The organism is Idiomarina sp. OT37-5b, assembly GCF_002968395.1.
GTDB classification, from domain to species: domain Bacteria; phylum Pseudomonadota; class Gammaproteobacteria; order Enterobacterales; family Alteromonadaceae; genus Idiomarina; species Idiomarina aquatica.
In genome coordinates, this window is the sequence record NZ_CP027188.1 from 898744 (window position 1) to 920409 (window position 21666).

General features: G+C 52.1%; 22 protein-coding genes and 2 tRNA genes. 13 read left to right on the top strand and 11 right to left on the bottom strand.

Translation table 11 applies throughout. The features are described 5' to 3' along the window. Positions 1-9: 9 nt before the first annotated feature. The 13 genes from tpiA (at position 10) to C5610_RS04065 (ending at position 12452) form a co-directional block, all read left to right on the top strand. Positions 10-768: a triose-phosphate isomerase gene (gene tpiA / locus C5610_RS04005; protein WP_105306013.1), complete on the top strand. Its 759-nt coding sequence runs from the start codon at positions 10-12 to the stop codon at positions 766-768. A 6-nt stretch (positions 769-774) separates the two neighbouring features. Next, positions 775-1110: a preprotein translocase subunit SecG gene (gene secG, locus C5610_RS04010; protein WP_105306014.1), complete on the top strand. Its 336-nt coding sequence runs from the start codon at positions 775-777 to the stop codon at positions 1108-1110. Positions 1111-1125: 15 nt separating this feature from the next. Next, positions 1126-1210, top strand: a tRNA-Leu gene (locus tag C5610_RS04015). 63 nt (positions 1211-1273) lie between these two features. After that, positions 1274-1350: transfer RNA gene (locus C5610_RS04020), tRNA-Met, on the top strand. Between the two features lie 216 nt (positions 1351-1566). Beyond that, entirely contained in the window at positions 1567-2025 is a 459-nt protein-coding gene (gene rimP, locus C5610_RS04025) for a ribosome maturation factor RimP (RefSeq protein ID WP_105306015.1), read from the top strand. 26 nt (positions 2026-2051) lie between these two features. Then, positions 2052-3551 (top strand): transcription termination factor NusA, encoded by a 1500-nt coding sequence (gene nusA / locus C5610_RS04030; protein ID WP_105306016.1) that lies wholly within the window; start codon positions 2052-2054, stop codon positions 3549-3551. 24 nt (positions 3552-3575) lie between these two features. Beyond that, complete coding sequence (gene infB / locus C5610_RS04035) at positions 3576-6260, top strand: translation initiation factor IF-2 (protein WP_105306017.1); 2685 nt, start codon at positions 3576-3578, stop codon at positions 6258-6260. A 25-nt stretch (positions 6261-6285) separates the two neighbouring features. After that, on the top strand, positions 6286-6663 hold the full coding sequence (gene rbfA / locus C5610_RS04040) for a 30S ribosome-binding factor RbfA (RefSeq protein WP_105306018.1): 378 nt from the start codon (positions 6286-6288) through the stop codon (positions 6661-6663). Between the two features lie 3 nt (positions 6664-6666). After that, complete coding sequence (truB, locus tag C5610_RS04045; RefSeq protein ID WP_105306019.1) at positions 6667-7626, top strand: tRNA pseudouridine(55) synthase TruB; 960 nt, start codon at positions 6667-6669, stop codon at positions 7624-7626. 109 nt (positions 7627-7735) lie between these two features. Then, positions 7736-8005 (top strand): 30S ribosomal protein S15, encoded by a 270-nt coding sequence (gene rpsO / locus C5610_RS04050; protein ID WP_105306020.1) that lies wholly within the window; start codon positions 7736-7738, stop codon positions 8003-8005. A gap of 210 nt (positions 8006-8215) precedes the next feature. Further along, positions 8216-10360, top strand: coding sequence for a polyribonucleotide nucleotidyltransferase (gene pnp / locus C5610_RS04055; RefSeq protein ID WP_105306021.1), 2145 nt, complete (start codon positions 8216-8218; stop codon positions 10358-10360). 92 nt (positions 10361-10452) lie between these two features. Then, positions 10453-11334, top strand: a complete 882-nt coding sequence (gene nlpI / locus C5610_RS04060) for a lipoprotein NlpI (protein ID WP_105306022.1) — start codon at positions 10453-10455, stop codon at positions 11332-11334. Further along, positions 11331-12452 carry a hypothetical protein gene (locus C5610_RS04065; protein ID WP_105306023.1) on the top strand — a complete coding sequence of 374 codons (1122 nt, stop codon included), beginning with the start codon at positions 11331-11333 and terminating at the stop codon, positions 12450-12452. Before nlpI ends, C5610_RS04065 begins: the two co-directional genes overlap by 4 nt. Here the strand turns inward: C5610_RS04065 and C5610_RS04070 are convergent. The 11 genes from C5610_RS04070 to rsfS form a co-directional block, all read right to left on the bottom strand. Beyond that, the gene (locus C5610_RS04070; RefSeq protein WP_105306024.1) at positions 12431-12823 is read right to left on the bottom strand and encodes an MAPEG family protein; all 393 of its coding nucleotides are present in this window, start codon (positions 12821-12823) and stop codon (positions 12431-12433) included. The two genes, C5610_RS04065 and C5610_RS04070, sit on opposite strands and share 22 nt — an antisense overlap. A gap of 3 nt (positions 12824-12826) precedes the next feature. Continuing rightward, positions 12827-13792, bottom strand: a complete 966-nt coding sequence (gene lipA / locus C5610_RS04075) for a lipoyl synthase (protein WP_105306025.1) — start codon at positions 13790-13792, stop codon at positions 12827-12829. Then, on the bottom strand, positions 13776-14441 hold the full coding sequence (gene lipB / locus C5610_RS04080; RefSeq protein WP_105306026.1) for a lipoyl(octanoyl) transferase LipB: 666 nt from the start codon (positions 14439-14441) through the stop codon (positions 13776-13778). The genes lipA and lipB overlap by 17 nt, the downstream gene beginning before the upstream one ends. A gap of 57 nt (positions 14442-14498) precedes the next feature. Then, positions 14499-14765: a DUF493 family protein YbeD gene (ybeD, locus tag C5610_RS04085; RefSeq protein WP_105306027.1), complete on the bottom strand. Its 267-nt coding sequence runs from the start codon at positions 14763-14765 to the stop codon at positions 14499-14501. Between the two features lie 12 nt (positions 14766-14777). Beyond that, positions 14778-15953: a serine hydrolase gene (locus C5610_RS04090; RefSeq protein ID WP_410054414.1), complete on the bottom strand. Its 1176-nt coding sequence runs from the start codon at positions 15951-15953 to the stop codon at positions 14778-14780. 69 nt (positions 15954-16022) lie between these two features. Beyond that, positions 16023-16793, bottom strand: a complete 771-nt coding sequence (locus C5610_RS04095) for a septal ring lytic transglycosylase RlpA family protein (RefSeq protein ID WP_316042294.1) — start codon at positions 16791-16793, stop codon at positions 16023-16025. Beyond that, positions 16793-17779 carry a lytic murein transglycosylase B gene (gene mltB, locus C5610_RS04100; RefSeq protein WP_105306030.1) on the bottom strand — a complete coding sequence of 329 codons (987 nt, stop codon included), beginning with the start codon at positions 17777-17779 and terminating at the stop codon, positions 16793-16795. The genes C5610_RS04095 and mltB overlap by 1 nt, the downstream gene beginning before the upstream one ends. A 17-nt stretch (positions 17780-17796) precedes the next feature. Beyond that, the gene (gene rodA / locus C5610_RS04105; protein WP_105306031.1) at positions 17797-18912 is read right to left on the bottom strand and encodes a rod shape-determining protein RodA; all 1116 of its coding nucleotides are present in this window, start codon (positions 18910-18912) and stop codon (positions 17797-17799) included. Continuing rightward, complete coding sequence (gene mrdA / locus C5610_RS04110) at positions 18899-20791, bottom strand: penicillin-binding protein 2 (protein WP_105306032.1); 1893 nt, start codon at positions 20789-20791, stop codon at positions 18899-18901. Before mrdA ends, rodA begins: the two co-directional genes overlap by 14 nt. A gap of 18 nt (positions 20792-20809) precedes the next feature. Beyond that, positions 20810-21280, bottom strand: coding sequence for a 23S rRNA (pseudouridine(1915)-N(3))-methyltransferase RlmH (gene rlmH, locus C5610_RS04115; protein ID WP_105306033.1), 471 nt, complete (start codon positions 21278-21280; stop codon positions 20810-20812). Then, positions 21281-21601, bottom strand: coding sequence for a ribosome silencing factor (gene rsfS / locus C5610_RS04120; protein WP_105306034.1), 321 nt, complete (start codon positions 21599-21601; stop codon positions 21281-21283). Between the last annotated feature and the right edge of the window lie 65 nt (positions 21602-21666).

Below are 21666 nucleotides of genomic sequence, written 5' to 3' on the forward strand. Positions count from 1 at the left end.
GGAGTTTTAATGGCCAACGCATCCTTAGTGATTGGAAACTGGAAGATGAACGGTAACGCGGCATTGACACGCTCAATGACCGATGCATTGCGCTCTGCGCAGCAGCCGACTGATTCGGTTAAAGTGGTTGTTTGCCCTCCGTTTACGCTGTTAGGCGAACTGACGCGTCATTGCTACTACGATAACATCGCGGTTGGCGCGCAAAATGTAAACGCCAACGAAAATGGCGCGCACACCGGCGAAGTGTCGATTGAGATGCTGAAAGAACTGGGTGTGGAGTATGTGATTATCGGTCATTCTGAACGTCGTGCCATGTACGGCGACAGTAATGACGTTGTCGCGGCGAAGACAGCAGCGGCAACCGCCGCGGGTTTGCAAGCCGTGTTGTGTGTTGGCGAAGACAAACAGCAACGCGACGATGACAAGACCTGGCACGTTGTTGAACAGCAACTGCAGGCTGCCTGCGAGCAACTGAGCGCTGAGCAGGCGACCAAGCTGGTGGTGGCTTATGAGCCGATTTGGGCCATTGGTACCGGTGAAACGGCAACTCCCGCGCAGGCAGAACAAATTCATGCACAGATTCGTGCGTGGCTGACCGAGCGATTTGCCGCGGTTGGCGAAAAGATAGAAATACTTTACGGCGGGTCTGTAAAAGCGGATAATGCCGCCGAATTATTTGCGCAACAACATATCGATGGTGGTTTGATCGGAGGCGCGAGTCTGAAAGAAGACCAGTTTGTCGCCATCGTTCAAGCAGCACAAGGGTAAGTTATTATGTATGAAGTGTTATTAGTCGCCTTTTTGGTGGTTGCCATTGTCCTGATTGGTTTCATTATGATCCAGCAAGGCAAAGGTGCTGACATGGGTGCATCGTTTGGTTCAGGCGCTTCCAATACGGTATTTGGTTCGTCCGGTTCGGGTAACTTTTTAACCCGTACGACGGCAGCTCTGGCGGTTGTCTTTTTTATTCTGAGTCTGGTGTTGGGTAATTTATCGACCGACAGTTCAGATGCGGGTGAAGACTTCTCTGACTTGTCAGTACCGATGGAAGAGCAGGCTCAAACGCCAACCGAAAAAGACTCTGGTTCAGACGTACCGCCGACCAATTAATCGGCAACAGTTTACGCGGATGTGGTGGAATTGGTAGACACGCTATCTTGAGGGGGTAGTGCTTTCGGGCGTGCGGGTTCAAGTCCCGCCATCCGCACCAAATTAAGTGCTTTAGCACTTGAAATAAATAAGAAAATCCCTATAATATGTAGCAAGTTTCGGACGCGGGGTGGAGCAGTCTGGTAGCTCGTCGGGCTCATAACCCGAAGGTCGTAGGTTCAAATCCTGCCCCCGCAACCAATTTTAACAAAGAAGTGCGTATCGCTGCGGTTAAGTGCCCAGCCGATAAGAGCCAGGATTAGAAAGGTGGCTCCGCTTTTGTTAAAATAACTGACAAAGGGTCCAGTGTTTAAAAAGCCCCGCAGCAGCTCGGGGCTTTTTGCTATGTGGCCTTAGCTATCTCCGGATAGCCAGAACACTGGGCGCTTGCGCCCTTTTTTTGTTTCAGGAGGCAGTTTGGCAAGTTTACAAGAACGGTTAACCGATATGATTCGTCCCGCGGTAGAAGCGTTGGACTATGAATTGTGGGGTGTAGAGTTCGTCCGTGCGGGCAAGTTTTCAACATTACGGGTATACATCGACAGCCCTGACGGTATCGGTGTTGATGATTGTGCTGATGTCAGTTATCAGGTCAGTGCGCTACTGGATGTCGAAGATCCGATTAATGCGGAATACAACCTGGAAGTGTCTTCTCCGGGGATGGAACGACCGTTTTTCAGCGCCGAGCAAATGCAACCTTACGTCGGCGAGACCATTGCGGTTGAACTGAACGTGGCGCAACAAAACAAACGTAAATTCAAAGCGCAGTTGGAAGCCGTTGAAGGCGACCAACTGACGTTGTTAGTAGATAACGAAACGCTTCAGGTGAGCATGCGCGATGTAAAGAAAGCTCACTTGGTTCCAACATTTGATTAAAGGATTGCGGTGGCGAGGCAGCACTCATGAGTAAAGAAATACTGTTAGTCGCAGAAGCGGTATCGAACGAAAAAGCAGTACCGCGCGAGAAAATTTTTGAAGCGTTGGAGTCGGCTCTTGCGCATGCAACAAAGAAAAAATATGAAGGTGACATTGACGTTCGTATCGACATTAACCGCCAGACCGGTGAGTTTGATACGTTCCGCCGTTGGTTAGTGGTTGAAGACAGCGACGAAGGGTTGGAACATCCGTATCGTGAGATCAGCCTGTCGGCAGCACAATACGAAAACCCGGAAATGAAAGTCGGCGATTATGTGGAAGAGCAAATTGAATCGATTCAATTTGACCGTATTACCACGCAGACGGCGAAACAGGTTATCGTACAAAAAGTCCGCGAAGCTGAACGTGCTCAAGTTGTTGACGAGTATCGCGATCAGGTCGGCGAAATGGTCAGTGGTATCGTTAAACGCGCTAACCGCGAACACGTTATCCTGGATTTAGGCAACAACGCCGAAGCCATCATTTACCGTGATGAAATGCTACCGCGTGAGTCGGTTCGCCCAGGCGACCGTGTCCGTGGCCTACTGTATGACGTTCGCCCGGAAGCGCGTGGCGCACAGTTGTTTGTCAGCCGTACCCACCCGGACTTCCTGATGGAACTGTTCCGTATTGAAGTGCCGGAAATCGGCGAAGAAATGATCGAACTGAAAGGTGCGGCTCGTGATCCCGGATCACGTGCTAAAATTGCGGTTAAGAGTAACGATCGCCGCATTGACCCGGTGGGCGCTTGTGTTGGTATGCGTGGCGCGCGTGTGCAGGCGGTCTCCGGTGAACTGGGTGGCGAACGTGTTGATATCGTATTGTGGGATGATAATCCGGCGCAATACGTCATTAACGCCATGGCTCCGGCTGAAGTCGCATCCATCGTGGTTGACGAAGACGCTCATACTATGGACATCGCCGTGGCGGCCGATAATCTGGCACAGGCCATCGGTAAAAGTGGTCAAAATGTCCGCCTGGCCAGTCAGTTGACCGGCTGGACGTTAAACGTCATGACCGAAGCAGAGTTCAATGAAAAGAACGAAGCTGAAGCACAGCGTTTGCTCGACCTATTCATGAATAACCTGGGTATCGATGAAGACTTCGCCAGCGTACTGGTTGATGAAGGTTTCTCGTCGATGGAAGAAGTGGCTTACGTTCCTGTTGCCGAGTTCCTTGAGATCGAAGGCATGGACGAAGACATTGTTGAAGAATTACGTGGCCGTGCCCGTGCCTATTTGACAACCAAAGCGCTGGCTGATGAAGAGTCGCTCGAATCAGCAGAGCCGGATGAGTCACTATTGAACTTAGAGGGTATGGATCGTCACCTGGCCTATGTACTCGCCAGTAAAGGCGTTGCAACGCTGGAAGACCTGGCTGAGCAGGGCATTGACGATTTAGCCGATATAGAAGAACTGGATGAACAGCAAGCTGGCGAATTGATCATGAAAGCCCGCAATATTTGCTGGTTCAGCGAAGAACAGTAACGATCAGCGGAGGTACAACAGACTATGGAAGAAGTAACGCTCGATAAGCTGGCCAAAGATGTCGGTACAACAGTTGATCGTCTGATTCAGCAATTTGCTGAAGCGGGCATGAAAAAAACGCCGGGTGACACGGTCACCGAGGACGAAAAACAGAAACTGCTGGTACATTTGAACAAGCAACATGGTGGCGGCGGTTCTGCGCCAAGCAAAATGACATTGAAGCGCAAGACCAAAAGCACCTTGAACGTCGGTGGCAGCGGTAACAAATCGGTACAGGTCGAAGTACGTAAAAAACGGACTTACGTAAAACGTTCTGCGGCGGAAGAAGAACAACGCCTGGAAGAAGAACGCCTGCAAGCCGAGAAAGAAGCCGCTGAAGCAAAACGCCGCGAAGAAGAGCAGGCTCGTGAAGAGCAAGCGCGTAAAGAAGCGGAAGAAAAAGCCAAAGCAGCACGTGAAAAAGCGGAAAAAGAAAAAGCTGAGAAAGAAAAAGCGCGCAAGGAAAAAGAGAAAGCGCGTCAAAAAGCTGAAGCTGAAAAACGTGCCGCGATGACCCCTGAAGAACGTGAAGCCGCCGATAAAGCGAAAGCCGAAGCGGAGAAGCTGAAACGTCAACAGGAAGAAGAAGCTCGTAAAAAAGCGGAAAAAGAAGCAGAGCGTCAGGCTGAAGAAGCCCGTAAGCTGGCTGAAGAAAACGCTAAGCGCTGGGAAGAAGAAGAGAAAAAACGTAAAGAGCAGGAACAGCAGGACGTGCACTTTACCACCTCATCAACAGCCCAGGAAGCGGAAGACGCGCAGGACTTTGACGAAGAGCGTAAGAGCCGTCGTCGCAGTAAGAAAAGCCGTCGTAAAGAGGAAGAAGCGGAAGAGCGTTCACCGCGTCGTGAAAAACGTCGCAAGGGTGGCCGTCGTCCGTCGACCTTACAGCAAGGCTTTAACAAACCTGCACAGCCGGTTGAACGCGAAGTCCGTATCGGTGAAACCATCAGTGTCGGTGAATTGGCGAACCGCATGGCTGTGAAAGCCAGCGAGCTGATCAAAACCATGATGAAGATGGGTGAGATGGTAACCATCAACCAGATTCTTGATCAGGAAACCGCATCGTTGGTGGTTGAAGAACTGGGCCATAAAGCGATTCTGGTGAAAGACAACGCACTTGAAGAAGAAGTGTTGTCAGACCGTTCAGAAGGTGGTGAAGAAGCACCGCGTGCGCCGGTGGTTACTGTTATGGGTCACGTTGACCACGGTAAAACCTCGCTGCTTGACTATATTCGTAAAGCCAAAGTGGCGTCCGGCGAAGCCGGTGGTATTACTCAGCACATTGGTGCTTACCACGTCGAAACCGATCATGGCATGATCACCTTCCTGGATACCCCGGGTCACGCCGCCTTCACCTCGATGCGGGCACGTGGTGCCGGTGCCACTGACGTGGTTATCCTGGTGGTAGCCGCTGATGACGGCGTCATGCCACAAACCAAAGAAGCGGTACAGCACGCCAAAGCGGCCGGCGTTCCCATTATTGTTGCGATCAACAAAATGGACAAAGAAGAAGCCGACCCGGATCGCGTTAAAAACGAATTGGCGCAGCTTGACGTTATCCCGGAAGACTGGGGTGGTGATGTGATGTTTGTGCCGGTATCAGCGCATTCAGGGATGGGTATCGATGACTTGTTGGAAGCGGTTCTGCTGCAATCCGAAGTCCTTGACCTTAAAGCCGAAAACACCGGTATGGCATCGGGCATCGTGGTCGAATCACGACTTGACCGTGGCCGCGGTCCGGTAGCCACCATTCTGGTACAGCGCGGACTGCTTAAGCAGGGCGACGTGGTACTTTGTGGTCTGGAATACGGTCGTATCCGTGCGATGCGTGACGAAAACGGTAAGGACATTAAAGAAGCCGGTCCATCGATTCCGGTTGAAATTCTGGGTCTTTCCGGTGTGCCGCAGGCCGGCGACGAAGCCACTGTAGTTAAAGACGAACGTAAAGCCCGTGAAGTTGCTAACTATCGTCAGGGTAAATACCGTGATGTGAAACTGGCGAAACAGCAGAAAGCGAAACTGGAAAACATGTTTGCCAACATGGAAGAAGGCGACGTTTCTGAATTGAACATCGTGCTTAAGTCGGATGTTCAGGGCTCGCTGGAAGCCATTTCTGATGCCTTAACCAAGCTGTCAACCGATGAAGTTAAGGTCAACATCATTGGTTCCGGTGTCGGTGGTATCACCGAAACCGACGTTTCACTGGCCAGCGCATCGAATGCGATCATTGTTGGTTTTAACGTCCGTGCCGAAGCCGCTGCGAAGAAACTGGTCGAACAGGAAAACGTCGACTTACGTTATTACAGCGTCATTTATGACCTGATTGACGAAGTTAAGGCGGCCATGAGCGGTATGCTGCAGCCTGAATTCAAGCAGCAAATCATTGGTCTGGCCGAAGTCCGTGATGTGTTCAAGTCACCGAAACTGGGTGCCATCGCGGGTTGTATGGTAACCGAGGGTGTGGTGAAACGTTCAGCACCGATTCGTGTCCTGCGTGATAACGTGGTGATTTACGAAGGTGAGCTGGAGTCACTGCGTCGCTTTAAAGATGACGTTCAGGAAGTTCGCAACGGTATGGAATGTGGTATCGGTGTTAAGAACTACAATGACGTTAAAGAAGGTGACCAGATTGAGGTCTTCGAAACCGTTCAAATCGAACGTACGTTGTAATTAGGCGATTCGCCATAGGATAGTTATGCCGCAAGATTTTAGCCGTACAGAGCGAGTAAGACATCAACTGCAACGCGAGATTGCGATGATACTGCAACGCGAGGTGAAAGACCCTCGCGTGAGTATGGTCACGGTGTCGGATGTAGAGGTGTCACGCGACCTTGCGTACGCCAAAGTGTTTGTAACCTTTTTTAATGATGACAGCGATCAAGTTAAACAAGCCGTTAAAATACTGAACGAAGCAGCGGGTTTTATCCGCTCGTTGTTGGGTAAACGGATTAAGGCGCGGGTGGTGCCGGAGCTTAAGTTTCATCACGATACCTCGTTAAACGAAGGTATCCGCATGAGCAAGTTAGTTGCCGAAGCCCGCAAGCGCGATCGTAACGAGCCATCAGAGGACTAGCACATGGGCAAAGCAAGACCCCGTAAAGGGCGTCCTGTTAGCGGTGTGGTGCTGTTAAATAAAGCGAAGGGCATGAGTTCAAATCATGCCCTTCAGCGTGTTAAGCGCCTGTACAACGCACAGAAAGCCGGTCACACCGGCGCATTGGACCCGCTGGCAACCGGCTTATTGCCGGTCTGTTTGGGCGAGGCCACCAAATTTTCGCAGTATTTGTTGGACGCCGATAAAGCGTATCGGGTGGTCGCCAAATTAGGCATCAGAACCACCACCAGTGACGCTGAAGGTGACGTAGTAGCGACAGCTGAGGTGACGGTTACCGAAGCGCAGGTACGTGACGTGTTACCGACGTTTATCGGTGAGCAACAACAAACACCGTCGATTTATTCGGCGCTAAAGTACGAAGGGCGACCGCTGTATTATTATGCCCGCCGTGGCATTGACGTCCCCCGTAAAACCCGCACTATTCACATCCACCAGATTGACTTTATCGCCCTCAAAGGCGATGAACTGGAGTTGCAGGTGAGTTGTTCGAAAGGGACCTATATTCGAACCCTGATTGACGATCTGGGTCAGGTATTGGGGTGCGGTGCTCATGTCGCGCTTTTGCACCGTAATGGTGTGGCCGAACTTGACGCAGAACAGATGCTGACGCTGGAACAGTTGGAACAGCGAGACAGCGACGCTGAACTCGATGCCTTGTTGCAGCCGGTGGATTGCCTGTTGTCGGCGTTGCCGCAACAACGCATTGTTCGGCAACAAGCACGGGCATTACTGCACGGCCAGCCGGTTGCCAATCACACCGACTTAGCTGAAGTGGGTGATGAATGCCGAATGGTGGCGCAACGGATTGACGGTGGTGATGCCTTCATTGGTGTGGCGGCGTTACGGAAAGACGGACAGTTTTGGCCAAAGCGGGTACTGGCGTTGGCATTTTGCGATTTACAGCTGGATGATTTGCAGTAAATCCGCGCTGCTGTTATTGATTTTACCGTTAAGCGCTATATAATACGCGCTCGGCTTGCCGCTGAATTAGTGATCGGAGGCAAGATATTTCTAAAACCAGGAGTACATTATGTCACTAACTGTGGAACAAAAAGCAGAAATCCTTAAAGAGTTTGGTCGTAGCGAAAATGACACCGGTTCTCCAGAAGTGCAAATCGCACTGCTGACCAAGAACCTGGCTGAGCTACAAGATCACTTCAAAGCGCACAAAAAAGACCACCACTCACGTCGTGGCTTGTTGCGTATGGTTAGCCAGCGTCGTAAATTGCTGGACTACCTGAAGAAGAAAGATCAGTCGCGTTATGTTGCGATCGTAGAAAAGCTCGGCATCCGTCGTTAAGACAGAAGTTAAGCAGATTTCTAAGAAAGGGCCGTCAGGCCCTTTTTTATTGCCTGAAATAGCGCTCAAGACCATGCTTTTTTACCGTTTTTTTAATCAAAGGGTCTTAATTTTGTCATTGATGCCTTATACTATGGCTCGAGTAAAAAAAGAGAGAAGACGAGTACCAATCCGGGTGCTCACATTCAGTAAGGTAAAGGAAAGCAAATCGTGAATCCGATAACTAAACAATTTCAATACGGTCAGCACACAGTCACTCTAGAAACCGGCGTGGTTGCACGTCAAGCGACTGCTGCCGTAATGGCAAGCATGGATGACACCACTGTGTTGGTGACCGTAGTGGCGAAGAAAGAAGCCAAAGAAGGCCAGAACTTCTTCCCGCTCACCGTAAATTATCAGGAAAAAACTTACGCCGCCGGTAAAATCCCGGGTGGCTTTTTCAAACGTGAAGGGCGTCCAAGTGAAAACGAGACCCTGACATCACGTCTTATCGACCGCCCAATCCGTCCGCTGTTCCCTGAAGGCTTCATGAACGAAGTACAGGTTGTCGCTACTGTGGTTTCTGTGAACCCACAGATTAATCCGGACATCGTTGCGCTGATCGGTACCTCCGCGGCATTAGCTATTTCTGGTGTGCCGTTTGACGGTCCTATCGGTGCGGCTCGCGTTGGCGTTATTGATAACGAATACGTCTTAAACCCAACCATGGACGAGCTGGAAAAATCCAAGCTGGATCTCGTGGTTGCCGGTACCGAACAAGCCGTACTGATGGTTGAGTCAGAAGCTCAGTTGCTGTCTGAAGACCAAATGTTGGGTGCGGTTGTTTACGGTCACGAACAAATGCAAACCGTTGTTTCTGCCATTAACGAATTTGCCGCTGAAGCCGGTAAAGAAAAATGGGATTGGCAGGCACCTGCAAAAGACGAAGCGTTGCAGGCTAAAATCCGTGAATTGGCCGAGCAGGGCATTGGCGAAGCTTATCGCATCACCGACAAAGCCGAGCGTAAAGGTAAGCTTGACGAAGTTAAGCAGGCGATGACCGAGCAGTTGCTGGCAGATGACGAGAACGTTGATCTTGAAGCGGCCGGTGAAATCTTCCACGACCTCGAGAGTGAAATCGTTCGTAGCCGTATTATTGCCGGCGAAAAACGTATCGACGGCCGTGACCCGGACATGGTTCGTGCCATCAGCGTTGCCACTGGCGTGCTACCTCGCACCCACGGTTCGGCCTTGTTTACCCGTGGTGAAACTCAGGCATTGGTTACCGCGACTCTGGGTACAGAACGTGACGCACAGATGATCGATGAGCTGACGGGTACCAATACCAGCCGCTTTATGTTGCATTACAACTTCCCTCCATACTGTGTGGGTGAGACCGGCATGGTCGGCGCGCCGAAGCGTCGTGAGATTGGTCATGGCCGCTTGGCGAAACGTGGTATTCAGGCCGTTATGCCAAGCCACGAAGAATTCCCATACACCATCCGTGTGGTATCAGAAATCACCGAATCGAATGGTTCCAGCTCGATGGCGTCTGTCTGTGGTTCATCACTGGCGTTAATGGATGCCGGCGTGCCGATTAAATCTTCGGTTGCAGGTATTGCCATGGGTCTGGTGAAAGAAGGCGACAAGCACGTGGTACTGTCTGACATCTTAGGTGATGAAGATCACTTGGGTGACATGGACTTTAAGGTTGCCGGTAACACCGATGGTATTACGGCCTTGCAGATGGACATCAAGATTGACGGCATCACCCGTGAAATCATGGAAAGCGCTTTGGCTCAGGCAAAAGCCGCTCGCTTGCACATCCTTAAAGTAATGGATGAAGCGATTGGTAGCCATCGCGAAGAACTGTCCAGCTACGCACCGCGTTTCAGCACCATCAAGATTGATCAGGACAAGATCAAAGACGTGATCGGTAAAGGCGGCGCGGTAATCCGTGAATTGACGGAATCCACCAACACCAACATCGAGATCGGTGACGACGGTACCATTAAAATTGCCGCCAGTGATCAGGCCGATGCCGATGCCGCGATTGAGCGCATTAAGCAACTGACTGCCAACGTTGAAGTGGGCAAAATTTACCAGGGTAAAGTGGCTCGTATCGTTGATTTCGGTGCGTTTGTTACGGTATTACCAGGTAAAGATGGCTTGGTTCACATCTCGCAAATCGCCGAAGAGCGTGTTAACGACGTTAACGAATACTTGAAAGTCGGTGATGTCGTGCCGGTTAAAGTATTGGAAATTGACCGTCAAGGACGTGTTCGTCTGAGCATGAAAGAAGCGGTTGAGAAGAAAGAAGAAGCGCCTGCAGAAGCGGAAGCGACCGCATCGAATGGCGACAACAACGACGAATAATTGTTGTTGAAGGAAAAACAAACCCCGCTGAGTGCTAGCTCAGCGGGGTTTTTTTGTGTTGTAATAGCCATTCACAGAGATAAGGATTCGATATGCAATTACGGCGTTGTTTGGCGGTTACAGGTTTATTCAGTGTACTTCTGACAGGGTGTGCGATGTCTCCCGGCGGCAGTTCCGATGCGATGACGCATTTGGTGATTGCGGAGCCTGAACGCGCCGAGTTTCGTTATGAGATCGAACTGGCGAAGTTAAATCAGATGCTGCAACAGGAACTGGATGCAGAGCAACTGGGTTTTGCCTATTACCGGCGTGGTGCACTGTACGATGCTCTGGGATTGCGCACCCTGGCGCGTATGGATTTCACCCGTGCCATTGATTACCAGCCGCGCTTAGCCGATGCGTACAACTTTCTCGGCATTCAATATACCGAGTTGGAGGAATTTGATTACGCCTATGAGGCACTGGATTCGGCCATTGAACTCGAACCTGAGCATCCTTATGCGTATTTAAACCGTGGCATCGCGGAATACTATGACCGCCGCAATAAGTATGCAATTGATGACTTACAACAGCATTTGGCGATGGAACCCGCTGATCCCTATCGGGTATTGTGGTTGTTCCTGGCCGAGCATCGCGCCGATCCCGAGCAGGCGTTGATGAATCTTAGCAGCAATGCCGCGGCTATCGACAGCGATGATTGGGCCATGGACTTGGTGCGGCTGTACCTTGGCGAGCTCAACGAAAAAGCCTTTCTTGCGCGCATGACCGATAATCTCCGCGACGATGAAACATTGACCGAGCGGCTGTGTGAAGCTTATTTTTACCTGGGTAAGTATCAGCAGATGCAGGGCAACTGGGCGCGTTCGATGAACTATTTTAAACTGGCGCTAACCACCAATGTGTATGAATTTGTTGAACATCGCTATGCCAGAATTGAACTCGAGCGCAGCCGGGAGCAACTGAAGACGCCATGAAGAAGGGCTGGCGGCCACTGTTGATGGTTTTCTGCCTGTTGTTAACGGCTGACAGCCAGCCAACACGGCAGCAACAACAGTGGTTTGCCAGTTTTGCCAATGATCCTGCGGCGCAGCATCAAACCGCGCTAACGTTTTGGCAGCAAGGGCAAAAGAGTGACGCCTTGTATTGGTGGCAGCGCGCGGCTCAGCGGGGCTCACAGGGTGCCTTGCAGTCCTTAACCAAGCACTTTCCACAGCAACGTCGCAAATGGCTGGTGTTGGCGGCAGAGCAGGGCGAGCCGGCCGCGGTAAGAGCGCTGGCAGCGCGGCAATTGCGTCAGCCGGGGATAAGCTGGTCGCAGTGGCAGGCGCGTTGGTTACAGCCGCGCTATGAGTTTTTGCAGGAGTATGAGCATCTGCGCAACCGCAGCGCCGACTGTCAACAGCAGGTCACGGTGGTGGCCGGCTCTAACCGGCAAAAAGCACGCTATGTGCAATTGCTGCGCGACGTACAGGCAATCGAACTACCCACCGCGCAGTGGTGTTTTGAATGGCAACTGGATGCTTCGCTGCAGTGCACAGTGGACGACGCTTCGCAGCGCGCGCAGTGCGCGACCTCGACGCCGCAAGTGGCGGAACAACGCTATATTGTGTTTGCGGCGGCGGGCAAATCTTCCGCACACGGCAACCGTCTTACCCTGAGTGAACACAGTGATCGTGCGGTTCTGGCGCACGAACTGGCGCACTGGCTTGGTTTTGCCGACGAATACCCGATGTCAAAACCTCTGGCGGAGCATTTTTGTCAGGGCCGCTATGACTTTCGGCCGCTAAATCTGGTAACGACCACAGCGCGAACCCTGACCACCGCTGAACTGAAACGGCTTTGGCAGACATTGCCCTGGCGCAGTGCGGTCGCTGATTGGCGGCAATTGGCCCAGCGAGGTGCGGACGGACGCTGGCAACTGGGCAGTGATTCAGAGGTTATTGGTTTACACCCGGCAGCCACTTGCGATGCCGTCGATGGCGTTTACGCGTGGAAGCCGCTGGCTCAGCAAACGCCGATGGAGCGGCATCAATTGCAACAGTGGCCGGCGCTGTATCAGCGCCTTGCAACTCAGGCTTTAATGGCTAATTGAGCCAGCATCAGTACCGGACACAGTAACGCGAAAAACCACACCAATGAGCGCAGTTTATCGGCGTTGAGCAAATACAGCACGTGGTAGGCTACCCTTAACACAATGAAGGCAACGGCGAGCTGTATAGCGCGCTCACTGACCTGGTCGGTGGCGATGGTAGCCAATACCGCTGCCGCGTAGAGGGGGAAGGCTTCATAGGCATTGTAATGACCGGCAACGGCACGGGCGCCGATACCGGTCAGACGTTGTTGCTGAGCACGCGGGTGCTTATTGTCGTAACCCCGGTCGCGGTTTTGAAAATAAACCACCGGGGCTTTCGCTAAAATGGGCAGTAACCCCGCTATCAACAAGCACCAGAGCAACACGTTCATGGTTTAACGTACCGTTTCGCCGGCGGCCTGCAAATCCGCGTGATAAGACGAACGTACCAGTGGTCCGCTGGCGATGTGGCTAAAGCCCATCTCAACGCCGGCAACACGAAGCTCTTCGAACTCATCCGGGTGGACATAGCGGTCTACCGGAATATGGTGACGGCTTGGCTGCAAATACTGACCAATGGTGAGCATATCGCAGTCGTGTTCACGCAGATCGCGCATCACTTCCAGAATTTCTTCTTTGGTTTCACCCAGACCGACCATTAAACCGGATTTGGTACGAACGTCCGGACGCGCGGCTTTGTAATTTTTCAGCAGGTCCAGTGACCATTGATAGTTGGCACCAGGGCGCGCCGCTTTATACAGACGTGGCACCGTTTCCAGGTTATGGTTAAACACATCCGGCGCTTCTTTGCTCAGAATATCCAGCGCCACTTGCATCCGGCCGCGGAAGTCCGGCACCAGAATTTCGACCTGAATACCGTCACTGTGACGGCGAATTTCGCGCACACAGTCGGCGAAGTGCTGAGCTCCGCCGTCACGCAAATCATCACGGTCAACGGACGTGATCACCACGTACTTAACCTTCATGTCGCGAATGGTTTTGCCCAGTTTTACCGGCTCTTCCGGATCCGGCGCTAATGGCCGGCCGTGAGCCACGTCACAGAATGGACAACGGCGCGTGCAAATATCGCCGAGGATCATAAAGCTGGCTGTGCCGTGATTAAAACATTCCGGCAGGTTAGGGCAGGAGGCTTCCTCACAGACAGAATGCAAGCCGTGGCTACGCATCGCCTGCTTAATTTCATCAATGCGTTGGGTATTCGAAGGCAGTTTCACCTTCAGCCAGGACGGCTTGCGCAACATTTGATCGCGCTCAGTTGGTACGATTTGTACTGGGATCAGTGCCATTTTGTCGGCATCGCGCATTTTGACGCCGGGTTCTACTCTAACTGGCTTTGACATAATCTTTTGCGAGTCCTGTTTGGTGTTGAGTATTTTGGTAGCCAATCCGTTTGATAAAATGATTGACTACCACCTCTGCCGCCTCGTCGAAGCTATTAGGTCCGCCAAGGTCGCGGGTCTGAACCATTTTTATTCCAGTCAGACCACAGGGGTTAATGCGTGAAAACGGCTCCATGTCCATATTGACGTTCAGAGCCAGGCCGTGGAAGGAACAGCCACGGCGAATGCGAAGGCCTAATGAACAGACTTTATCACCGTCGACGTATACGCCCGGCGCATCACGGCGGGCATTCGCATTGATGCCATAATCCGCAAGTCCGTCAATGATGGTATTTTCGATGCTGTTGACCAGTTGTCGAACGCCCATACTCAGGCGACGGATGTCGAGCAGGAAGTATATGACCAGCTGGCCGGGGCCGTGATAGGTCACCTGACCGCCACGATCAACCTGCACCACCGGAATATCGCCGGGAGCTAAGACATGCTCCGCTTTGCCTGCCTGCCCCTGGGTAAATACCGGGTCATGTTCAACAATCCACAGTTCATCGACCGTATCGGCATCACGCTGATCGGTAAATTCTTGCATGGCATGCCAGACCGGTTCGTAAGCTTGACGACCGAGTTGGCGAATGATTAATTGTTCGGGCATGGTGTTAGTATATCGCAGTTGGACGGGGCACGGCTAGAGCCTTATTAGGCTCTAGCGTTATAAGACATAGCGGACATCTTCGATGTCGGCCAGGGAACGGTAGAGAATCTCGATATGTTGTTGACTCTCAACCTTTACCGAGACCGAGACCGAGTGATAATTACCCTTACTGCTCGGTTTTACCGAGGGGCTGTAATCGCCCGGAGCATGTTGCTGAAGTACTTCCACGACTTGATCGGGAAGGCTTGGTGTCGCCACCCCCATCACTTTAAAGGTAAAGTGGCAGGGGAAGTCGACCAATTCGTCAAAGCGTGTCTTTTGCATCTGTTAACGACCTCATTCTTCCGAAAACTTACGCTTAATATAGTCCATTGCCTGCTTAAACAAACCGCCTTCCTCGACCGCTTGCAGGGTGACTAACGGGAACGATGCAACGTCTTCGCCACCCAGTTGTAGATAAACCGTACCAACGTTTTCGCCCTGTGCCAGCGGCGCCTGTAACTCTTGGTTTAACTCAAAGTTGGCGTCCAGTTGATCACGCTGACCTTTAGGCAGGGTAATGACAACGTCTTCGCTGATTCCGAGTTCGACCTGATCGATATCGCCACCCCAGATGCGGTGTGATACAAAACTTTCACCGGCTTCATAGGCGGTGATGGTTTCAAAGTAACGGAACCCGTAGTTGAGCAGTTTTTTGCTTTCTACCTTACGTGCCTGTTCGCTGCTGGTGCCCATAACCACAGAAATCAGGCGCGTGTCACCTTCAACGGCGGAAGTCACCAGGCTGTAGCCGGCTTCATTGGTATGGCCGGTTTTGATGCCATCGACGTTAAGGCTACGATCCCACAACAATGAGTTACGGTTGTATTGTTTAATGTTGTTATAGGTAAAAGACTTTTCGGCGTAGAGCGCATACTCTTCCGGAGTATCCTCAATCAGCGCGCTGGCCAATGTTGCCATATCACGGGCAGACACGTATTGCTCTGGATCAGGCAAGCCGTGGCTGTTGGCAAAGTGACTGTTGGTCATACCCAGTTCCTGCGCGTAGGTATTCATCAATGACGCAAAGGCATCTTCGCTGCCGGCGATGTGTTCTGCCATGGCCACGCAGGCGTCGTTACCGGACGAGATGATGATGCCTTTATTCAGATCCGCAACAGAAACCTGTTTACCCACTTCGATAAACATTTTTGATGATTCCGGGAAATTTTTCGCCCAGGCGTTTTCACTGATGGTCACTTGATCCGCCGGGCTGATACGGCCTTCCTGAATTTCTTTACCGATGATGTAGCTGGTCATCATTTTGGTCAGGCTGGCCGGCGGCAACGACTCGTCCGCGTTTCCCTGCGCCAGTACTTTGCCGGTGGTGTGATCGATCAAGATGTAGGCCTTTGCGTTAACCGCCGGAGGATCGGGTACAAACGATTGCGCGTAAGTGACCGTGGAAACCGCCAAAACAACGGTGGAGACAAAAGCAGAAACTAATTTATGCATGGGCTTTATCATCTTTATTTATCGGTTAAGAGCACGAAATAATTTTGACCGCGGAGTATACCACTTCTGCGCCTTGGCGTCAGTTTGCTATGGGCTAATTTGCGTGCTTTTAACACGAAAGGCCCGTGGAAACCCCTGCGATCTTACGCGTTGTAAGGTTCGGTTTGCCTGTGCCTGTGGATAAGGCCCAAGCAACAGTTTGTATAGACCATTTTTTTGCTCAGTAGTTGCAAGCTTTTGCCAGTCTTGCGGTAACTCAGCGCTGATTTTCTGCAGCTTATCGGGATTGGAGGAAGCAACCAGTTGGATATAGTATTCGTGCCCTTGTAAGGGGGACTTAAATTCGATGGCCTCGACCCGTACCGGCGCCGTGCCGGTATCGAGCATATCGAGCTTATAGGCGGCAGCAAAAGACAGATCGATGACCCGTTGCGGATGGAAAGGGCCGCGATCATTTACCCGCACCACCACGGATTTGCCGTTTTCTAAGTGTGTTACGCGCACGTAGCTGGGCAGCGGCAGATGCTTGTGGGCAGCGGTCATGCTGTACATATCATAATATTCGCCATTTGAAGTTAAATGGCCATGAAACTTATTGCCGTACCAGGACGCGATGCCGGTTTCGGTAAAGCCGGCCGCGCTGTCCAATACCTGATACTGCTGCCCTAACACCTGATAATCGGCGTTGCCCTGTGGACTCGGTGGTTCTGGAACCGGAATTGCGTCCTGCAGTTCCGCCGGCGTCGGTAAGCGCGTCGGTGCGCTGTCATGGCGTTGGCTGTAACGGCTTTGGGTCTGGCTACAGCCAGCCAGCAACAAACACGATAACAGACTAACCAGGGCAAGGGTACGCATCATCAGTCCTTACGGTGCTGTTGGCGTAACTGCTCGCTCAGCTGATAGGCGACCATGGCGTAGAGCGGGCTGTGGTTATAACGGGTAATGGCGTAGAAATTATCAAAACCAAGCCAATATTCGTAACCGTCTTCGGTTTCAAACTGCAACACTTTAACGGCCTGCTCGCCGTCATAGCTGGCGTCGATCTCTAACCCGGCCTTACGCAGTTCCGCAACTGTCGTATCAGGTTTCATGCCGCTGCTGGCTACGGCAGCCCAATCTTGCTGCTGATTGGGTTTGTGAGCAATAGGCTCGCCAGCCTGCCAGCGGTGTCGGGCAAAATAATTGGCGACGCTACCGATGGCATCGACCGGGTTGCTGATGATGTTACGCTTGCCGTCGTTGTCAAAATCAACCGCGTAATGGCGGTAGCTCGATGAAATAAATTGACCAAGGCCCATAGCGCCTGCATAAGAGCCTAATTGTTCTTTCACCGGCCATTGTTCGGCCTTCGCCAGCCGCAGGTACTCACTCAGCTCAGAGCGAAAAAATTTTGCCCGTGGCGGGTAGTGGAAGGCCAGGGTGTAAAGTGAGTCGAGCACCGGATACTTGCCCAGGTAGCTGCCGTAAAAGGTTTCGATGCCAATAATGGCGACAATAATCTGCGCCGGTACACCAAACTCCTGCTCAGCACGTTGCAGTGTTTGCTGGTGCTGTTGCCAAAACGACAGTCCGGCGTTAAGCCGCTTGTCGGTGAGGAAAATAGGATAATACTGATACCAGGGTTTGGCTTCCCATGGACGCTGAATGGCTTCCAGCACTTGTTCGTTTTTCTCGGCCTGAGCCAGCCAGCGGCGAACTTGCTGTTCGTCCAGCTGATGTTGTTCAACCTGTTCCTGAATAAAGGCTTCGACGTTAGCATCTGTTTGTTGAGCCAGGCTTAAACTGCTGACCGACAGCAGGGCGGTCGCCAGCGCGGTGTTCTTAAACCATTGCAGTGCGCACATAATCTTTTCCGTTGTTATTATTGGTTGATGATCAGTCGGTGATGAGTGGCTATCGACATCAGGATGCCAAATCCGGCTAAAATCGTCACCATCGATGTACCACCATAACTGATTAACGGTAAAGGTACCCCGACCACCGGCAGTAATCCAGAGACCATGCCAATATTTACAAAAACATACACGAAAAAGGTCAGCGTTAGTGCGCCCCCCAGCAACTTGCTGAAGATATCTTGTGCACGCAGAGAAATGATTAAGCCGCGCATGATAACAAAGCCATACAGCGCCAGTAATAATACCACGCCGGTCAGACCGAACTCTTCGCTGAACACGGAAAAAATAAAATCGGTGTGGCGTTCGGGCAAAAACTCCAGTTGCGATTGCGTGCCCTGGAGCCAGCCTTTTCCGTCAATGCCTCCGGAGCCGATCGCTATTTTCGACTGGATAATGTGGTAGCCGGCACCGAGCGGGTCGCGCTCCGGGTTGAGAAAGGTTAGTACTCGCTGACGCTGATAGTCATGCATCAGGTACAGCCATAATACCGGTGCGAAAGCGCCGACTAACGCCGCTGCCACGGCAATCAGACGCCAACTCAAACCGGCCAGGAAAATCACAAAAATCCCAGCGCTAGCGACCAGCAGTGAGGTGCCGAGATCCGGCTGTTTGGCGATCAGTAATACCGGTGCCAGTACCAGCCCTACGGCCAGCAACAGGCGCCCCAGCCGTGGCGGAATAGCGCGGCGATTAATAAACCACGCCAGCATCATCGGCACCGCCAGTTTCATCAGCTCGGACGGCTGAATGGTAACCGGACCAATGTCCAACCAGCGCTGTGCGCCTTTGCCGACTTCGCCGACCAATAACACGGCCACCAGCAATAACAGACCAATGCCATACAGAATGGGAGAGAATTTTTCGAAGAATCGCGGCGGTAATTGCGCCAGGATAAACATACCGACAAAGGCGGCACCAATACGAATGACCTGACGCATCACCAGATCCTCGTTTTCGCCACCGGCACTGTAAATCACAAACAAACTGATGACGGCCAGAGCCAGTAAGCCCAGCAACAGCGGACCGTCGATATGGAGCTTTTTCAGCAACGGGTTACGTTGGCGTTCTTCAGTCGTCAGCATTGGCCAGCCCCTCTTCGGTTACCAACTGATAGCGTTGGTACCAGCTATCCAGCATTTCCCGTGCCGCCGGTGCGGCAACACTGCCACCACCGCCAATCACGTTTTCCATCGCCACGGCAATCACCACCTGCGGGTCATCTGCCGGGGCATAGCCCACGTACATGGCGTTATCCCGGTATTGTTCGGCGATCTCTTCAGCCACGTATTCTTCGTCTTCGCCCAGGTTAACGACCTGCGCGGTTCCGGTTTTGCCGGCCGAACTGTAGGGAGCGTCTTCAAACGCTCGTCGTGCCGAGCCCTTGGCCCCCATATTAACGTCCTGCATTGCGTCTTTAATGACCTGCCAGTGGTTGTTGTCAGAAATCACCACCGGGCGTTTATAGCCGGGTTCAGCCGGGTCCAAATCGGTAATATTGCCAAAGCCGCGTAATAGGCGGGGTATCACTTGTTCACCCTCGTTGGCAATAGCGGCGGTTGCCGCGATCAATTGCATCGGTGTTGCCGTCCAGTAACTTTGGCCGATACCGACAGACAGTGTTTCACCGGCGTACCAGGGTTGATTGTAACGAGCTCTTTTCCAACCGCGGGACGGCATCAGAGCCGGAATTTCTTCATGGATATCGATGCCGGTTTTTTCACCAAAGCCAAATTGGGTCATAAAGCCGGAAATCTTGTCGACGCCAAGTTTTAACGCCAGATCATAATAAAACGTATCGCAACTCTCGGCGATGGCGCTGTTGATATTGACCCAGCCGTGTCCCCACGACAGCCAGTCCCGGTAGCGGCGGTCGACGCCTTTAATCTCGAACCAACCCGGATCCCAGATACGGCTGGTCGGGGTAATGGTGCCTTCTTCGAGGCCCAGCAGACCGATGTGTGGCTTAATCGTCGAGGCTGGCGGATAACCACCCTGAGTTGCACGATTCAGTAGCGGACTGTCTTTGGAGCGCAACAGCGACTGATAACGTTTTACACTGATGCCATTCACAAACCAGTTGGCGTTGTAACTTGGGGTACTGGCCATGGCTAACAGGCCGCCGGTTTTGGCATCCATCAGGATGATGGAACCGCGTCGATCTCCGAGAATTTCAGTCGCCTTTTTTTGCAGTTCAATATCCAGTTCCAGCACCACATCCTGACCGGGCGTCGGTGCCTCGGTGCTGAGGGTGCGCACCGCCCGTCCACGGTTGTTGACTTCAACGCGTTGGTAGCCAACTTCGCCGTGCAGTTCGCTTTCATAATACTTCTCGATACCGAGCTTACCAATGGTGCGGCTGGCCGCATAATTGGCCAGTTCACCGTCTTGCTTCAGGCGTTCAACGTCACGACGGTTAATCTTCGCGACGTAACCAACCACGTGCGTCAACAAATCATCGTAAGGGTAGTGTCGTACCAGTCGCGCTTCGATGCTGACACCGGGGAAACGGTGCTGATGAGTGGCGAAGGTGGCAACCTGTTGCTCATTGAGATTGTCCAGCAGGGTGACGTTATTGAACCGGCGCTGACCTTTTAAATTGCGCCGAAACTGCTCGAGGTCATCATCATCGATGGTCAATATCTGTTGTAACTCGGCAATGGTCTGGTCAAGGTCGTCAATTTCTTCGGGGATAACATCGAGACTGAAAATGGGGATGTTTTCCGCCAGCAGAACGCCGTTACGGTCATAGATTAGACCCCGGTTGGGCGCCAGTGGCAGCAGTTTAATGCGATTATCGTTCGAGCGCGTTTGCAGTTCGGTGTGTTCCTCTACCTGCAGGTGATAGAGGTTACCGATCAACAACATAAACACCGCCGTAATGATCGCGATAGCCACGAACACCCGGCGGGCAAAGAGATTAGATTCACCTTCTGTATCTCGAATCGGTGTGCGCGTTCGCATTAGGGCTTGCTGTTCCGATTATTCCCGATGGTAGGGATGGTTAGTATTTAAGCTCCAGGCCCGGTACAGGCTTTCAGCGACGATGACTCTCACCAGCGGATGAGGTAATGTCAACGCCGATAATGACCAACGTTGATCAGCGGCCTGCAAACAAGCATCCGATAACCCTTCCGGGCCACCTATCAGCAACGATACATCGCGACCATCCATTTGCCAAGCCTGTAATTGTTGAGCCAACTGTTGGGTGGTCCAGGCTTTGCCCTTAACTTCCAGCGTAACAATACGGTTGCCGCGCGGCACCGCGTTTAACAGTGCCTCGCCTTCGATATCGGTCAAACGCTTGGTGTCGGCCTTTTTGCCGCGTTTCTGCGGGGTGATTTCCTGTAAGCTCAGTGAGCACTCGTTGGGAAAACGGCGCTCATACTCTTTATAGCCTTCGGTCACCCAGGCCGGCATCTTGTTACCTACCGCCAGCAATTGAATCTGCACTTACTGGCTCCAGAGTTTTTCCAGTTGGTAAAAGTCCCGAATCGATTCTTGCATTACGTGTAAAACCACATCACCGAGATCGACCAGTACCCACTCGGACTGTTCGCCACCTTCGATGCCTAATGGCGGTAATCCGGCATGTTTGGCTTCGGTTGCAACGTGCTCGGCAATACTGCGCACGTGCGTTTTCGAGTTCCCCGAGCAGATCACCATAAAGTCCGCTACATCGGTTTTACCTTTTACATCTAATACTTCGATATCGCGGGCTTTCATATCTTCCGCTTTATCGATCACAAATTGGCGCAGTTGTTCGGCTTGCAATCTTGCTGTCTCCTTAGGTTTAACGTAACGCTCAGTTTAACAGAAAAGCGCGCCGTTGTACCAAG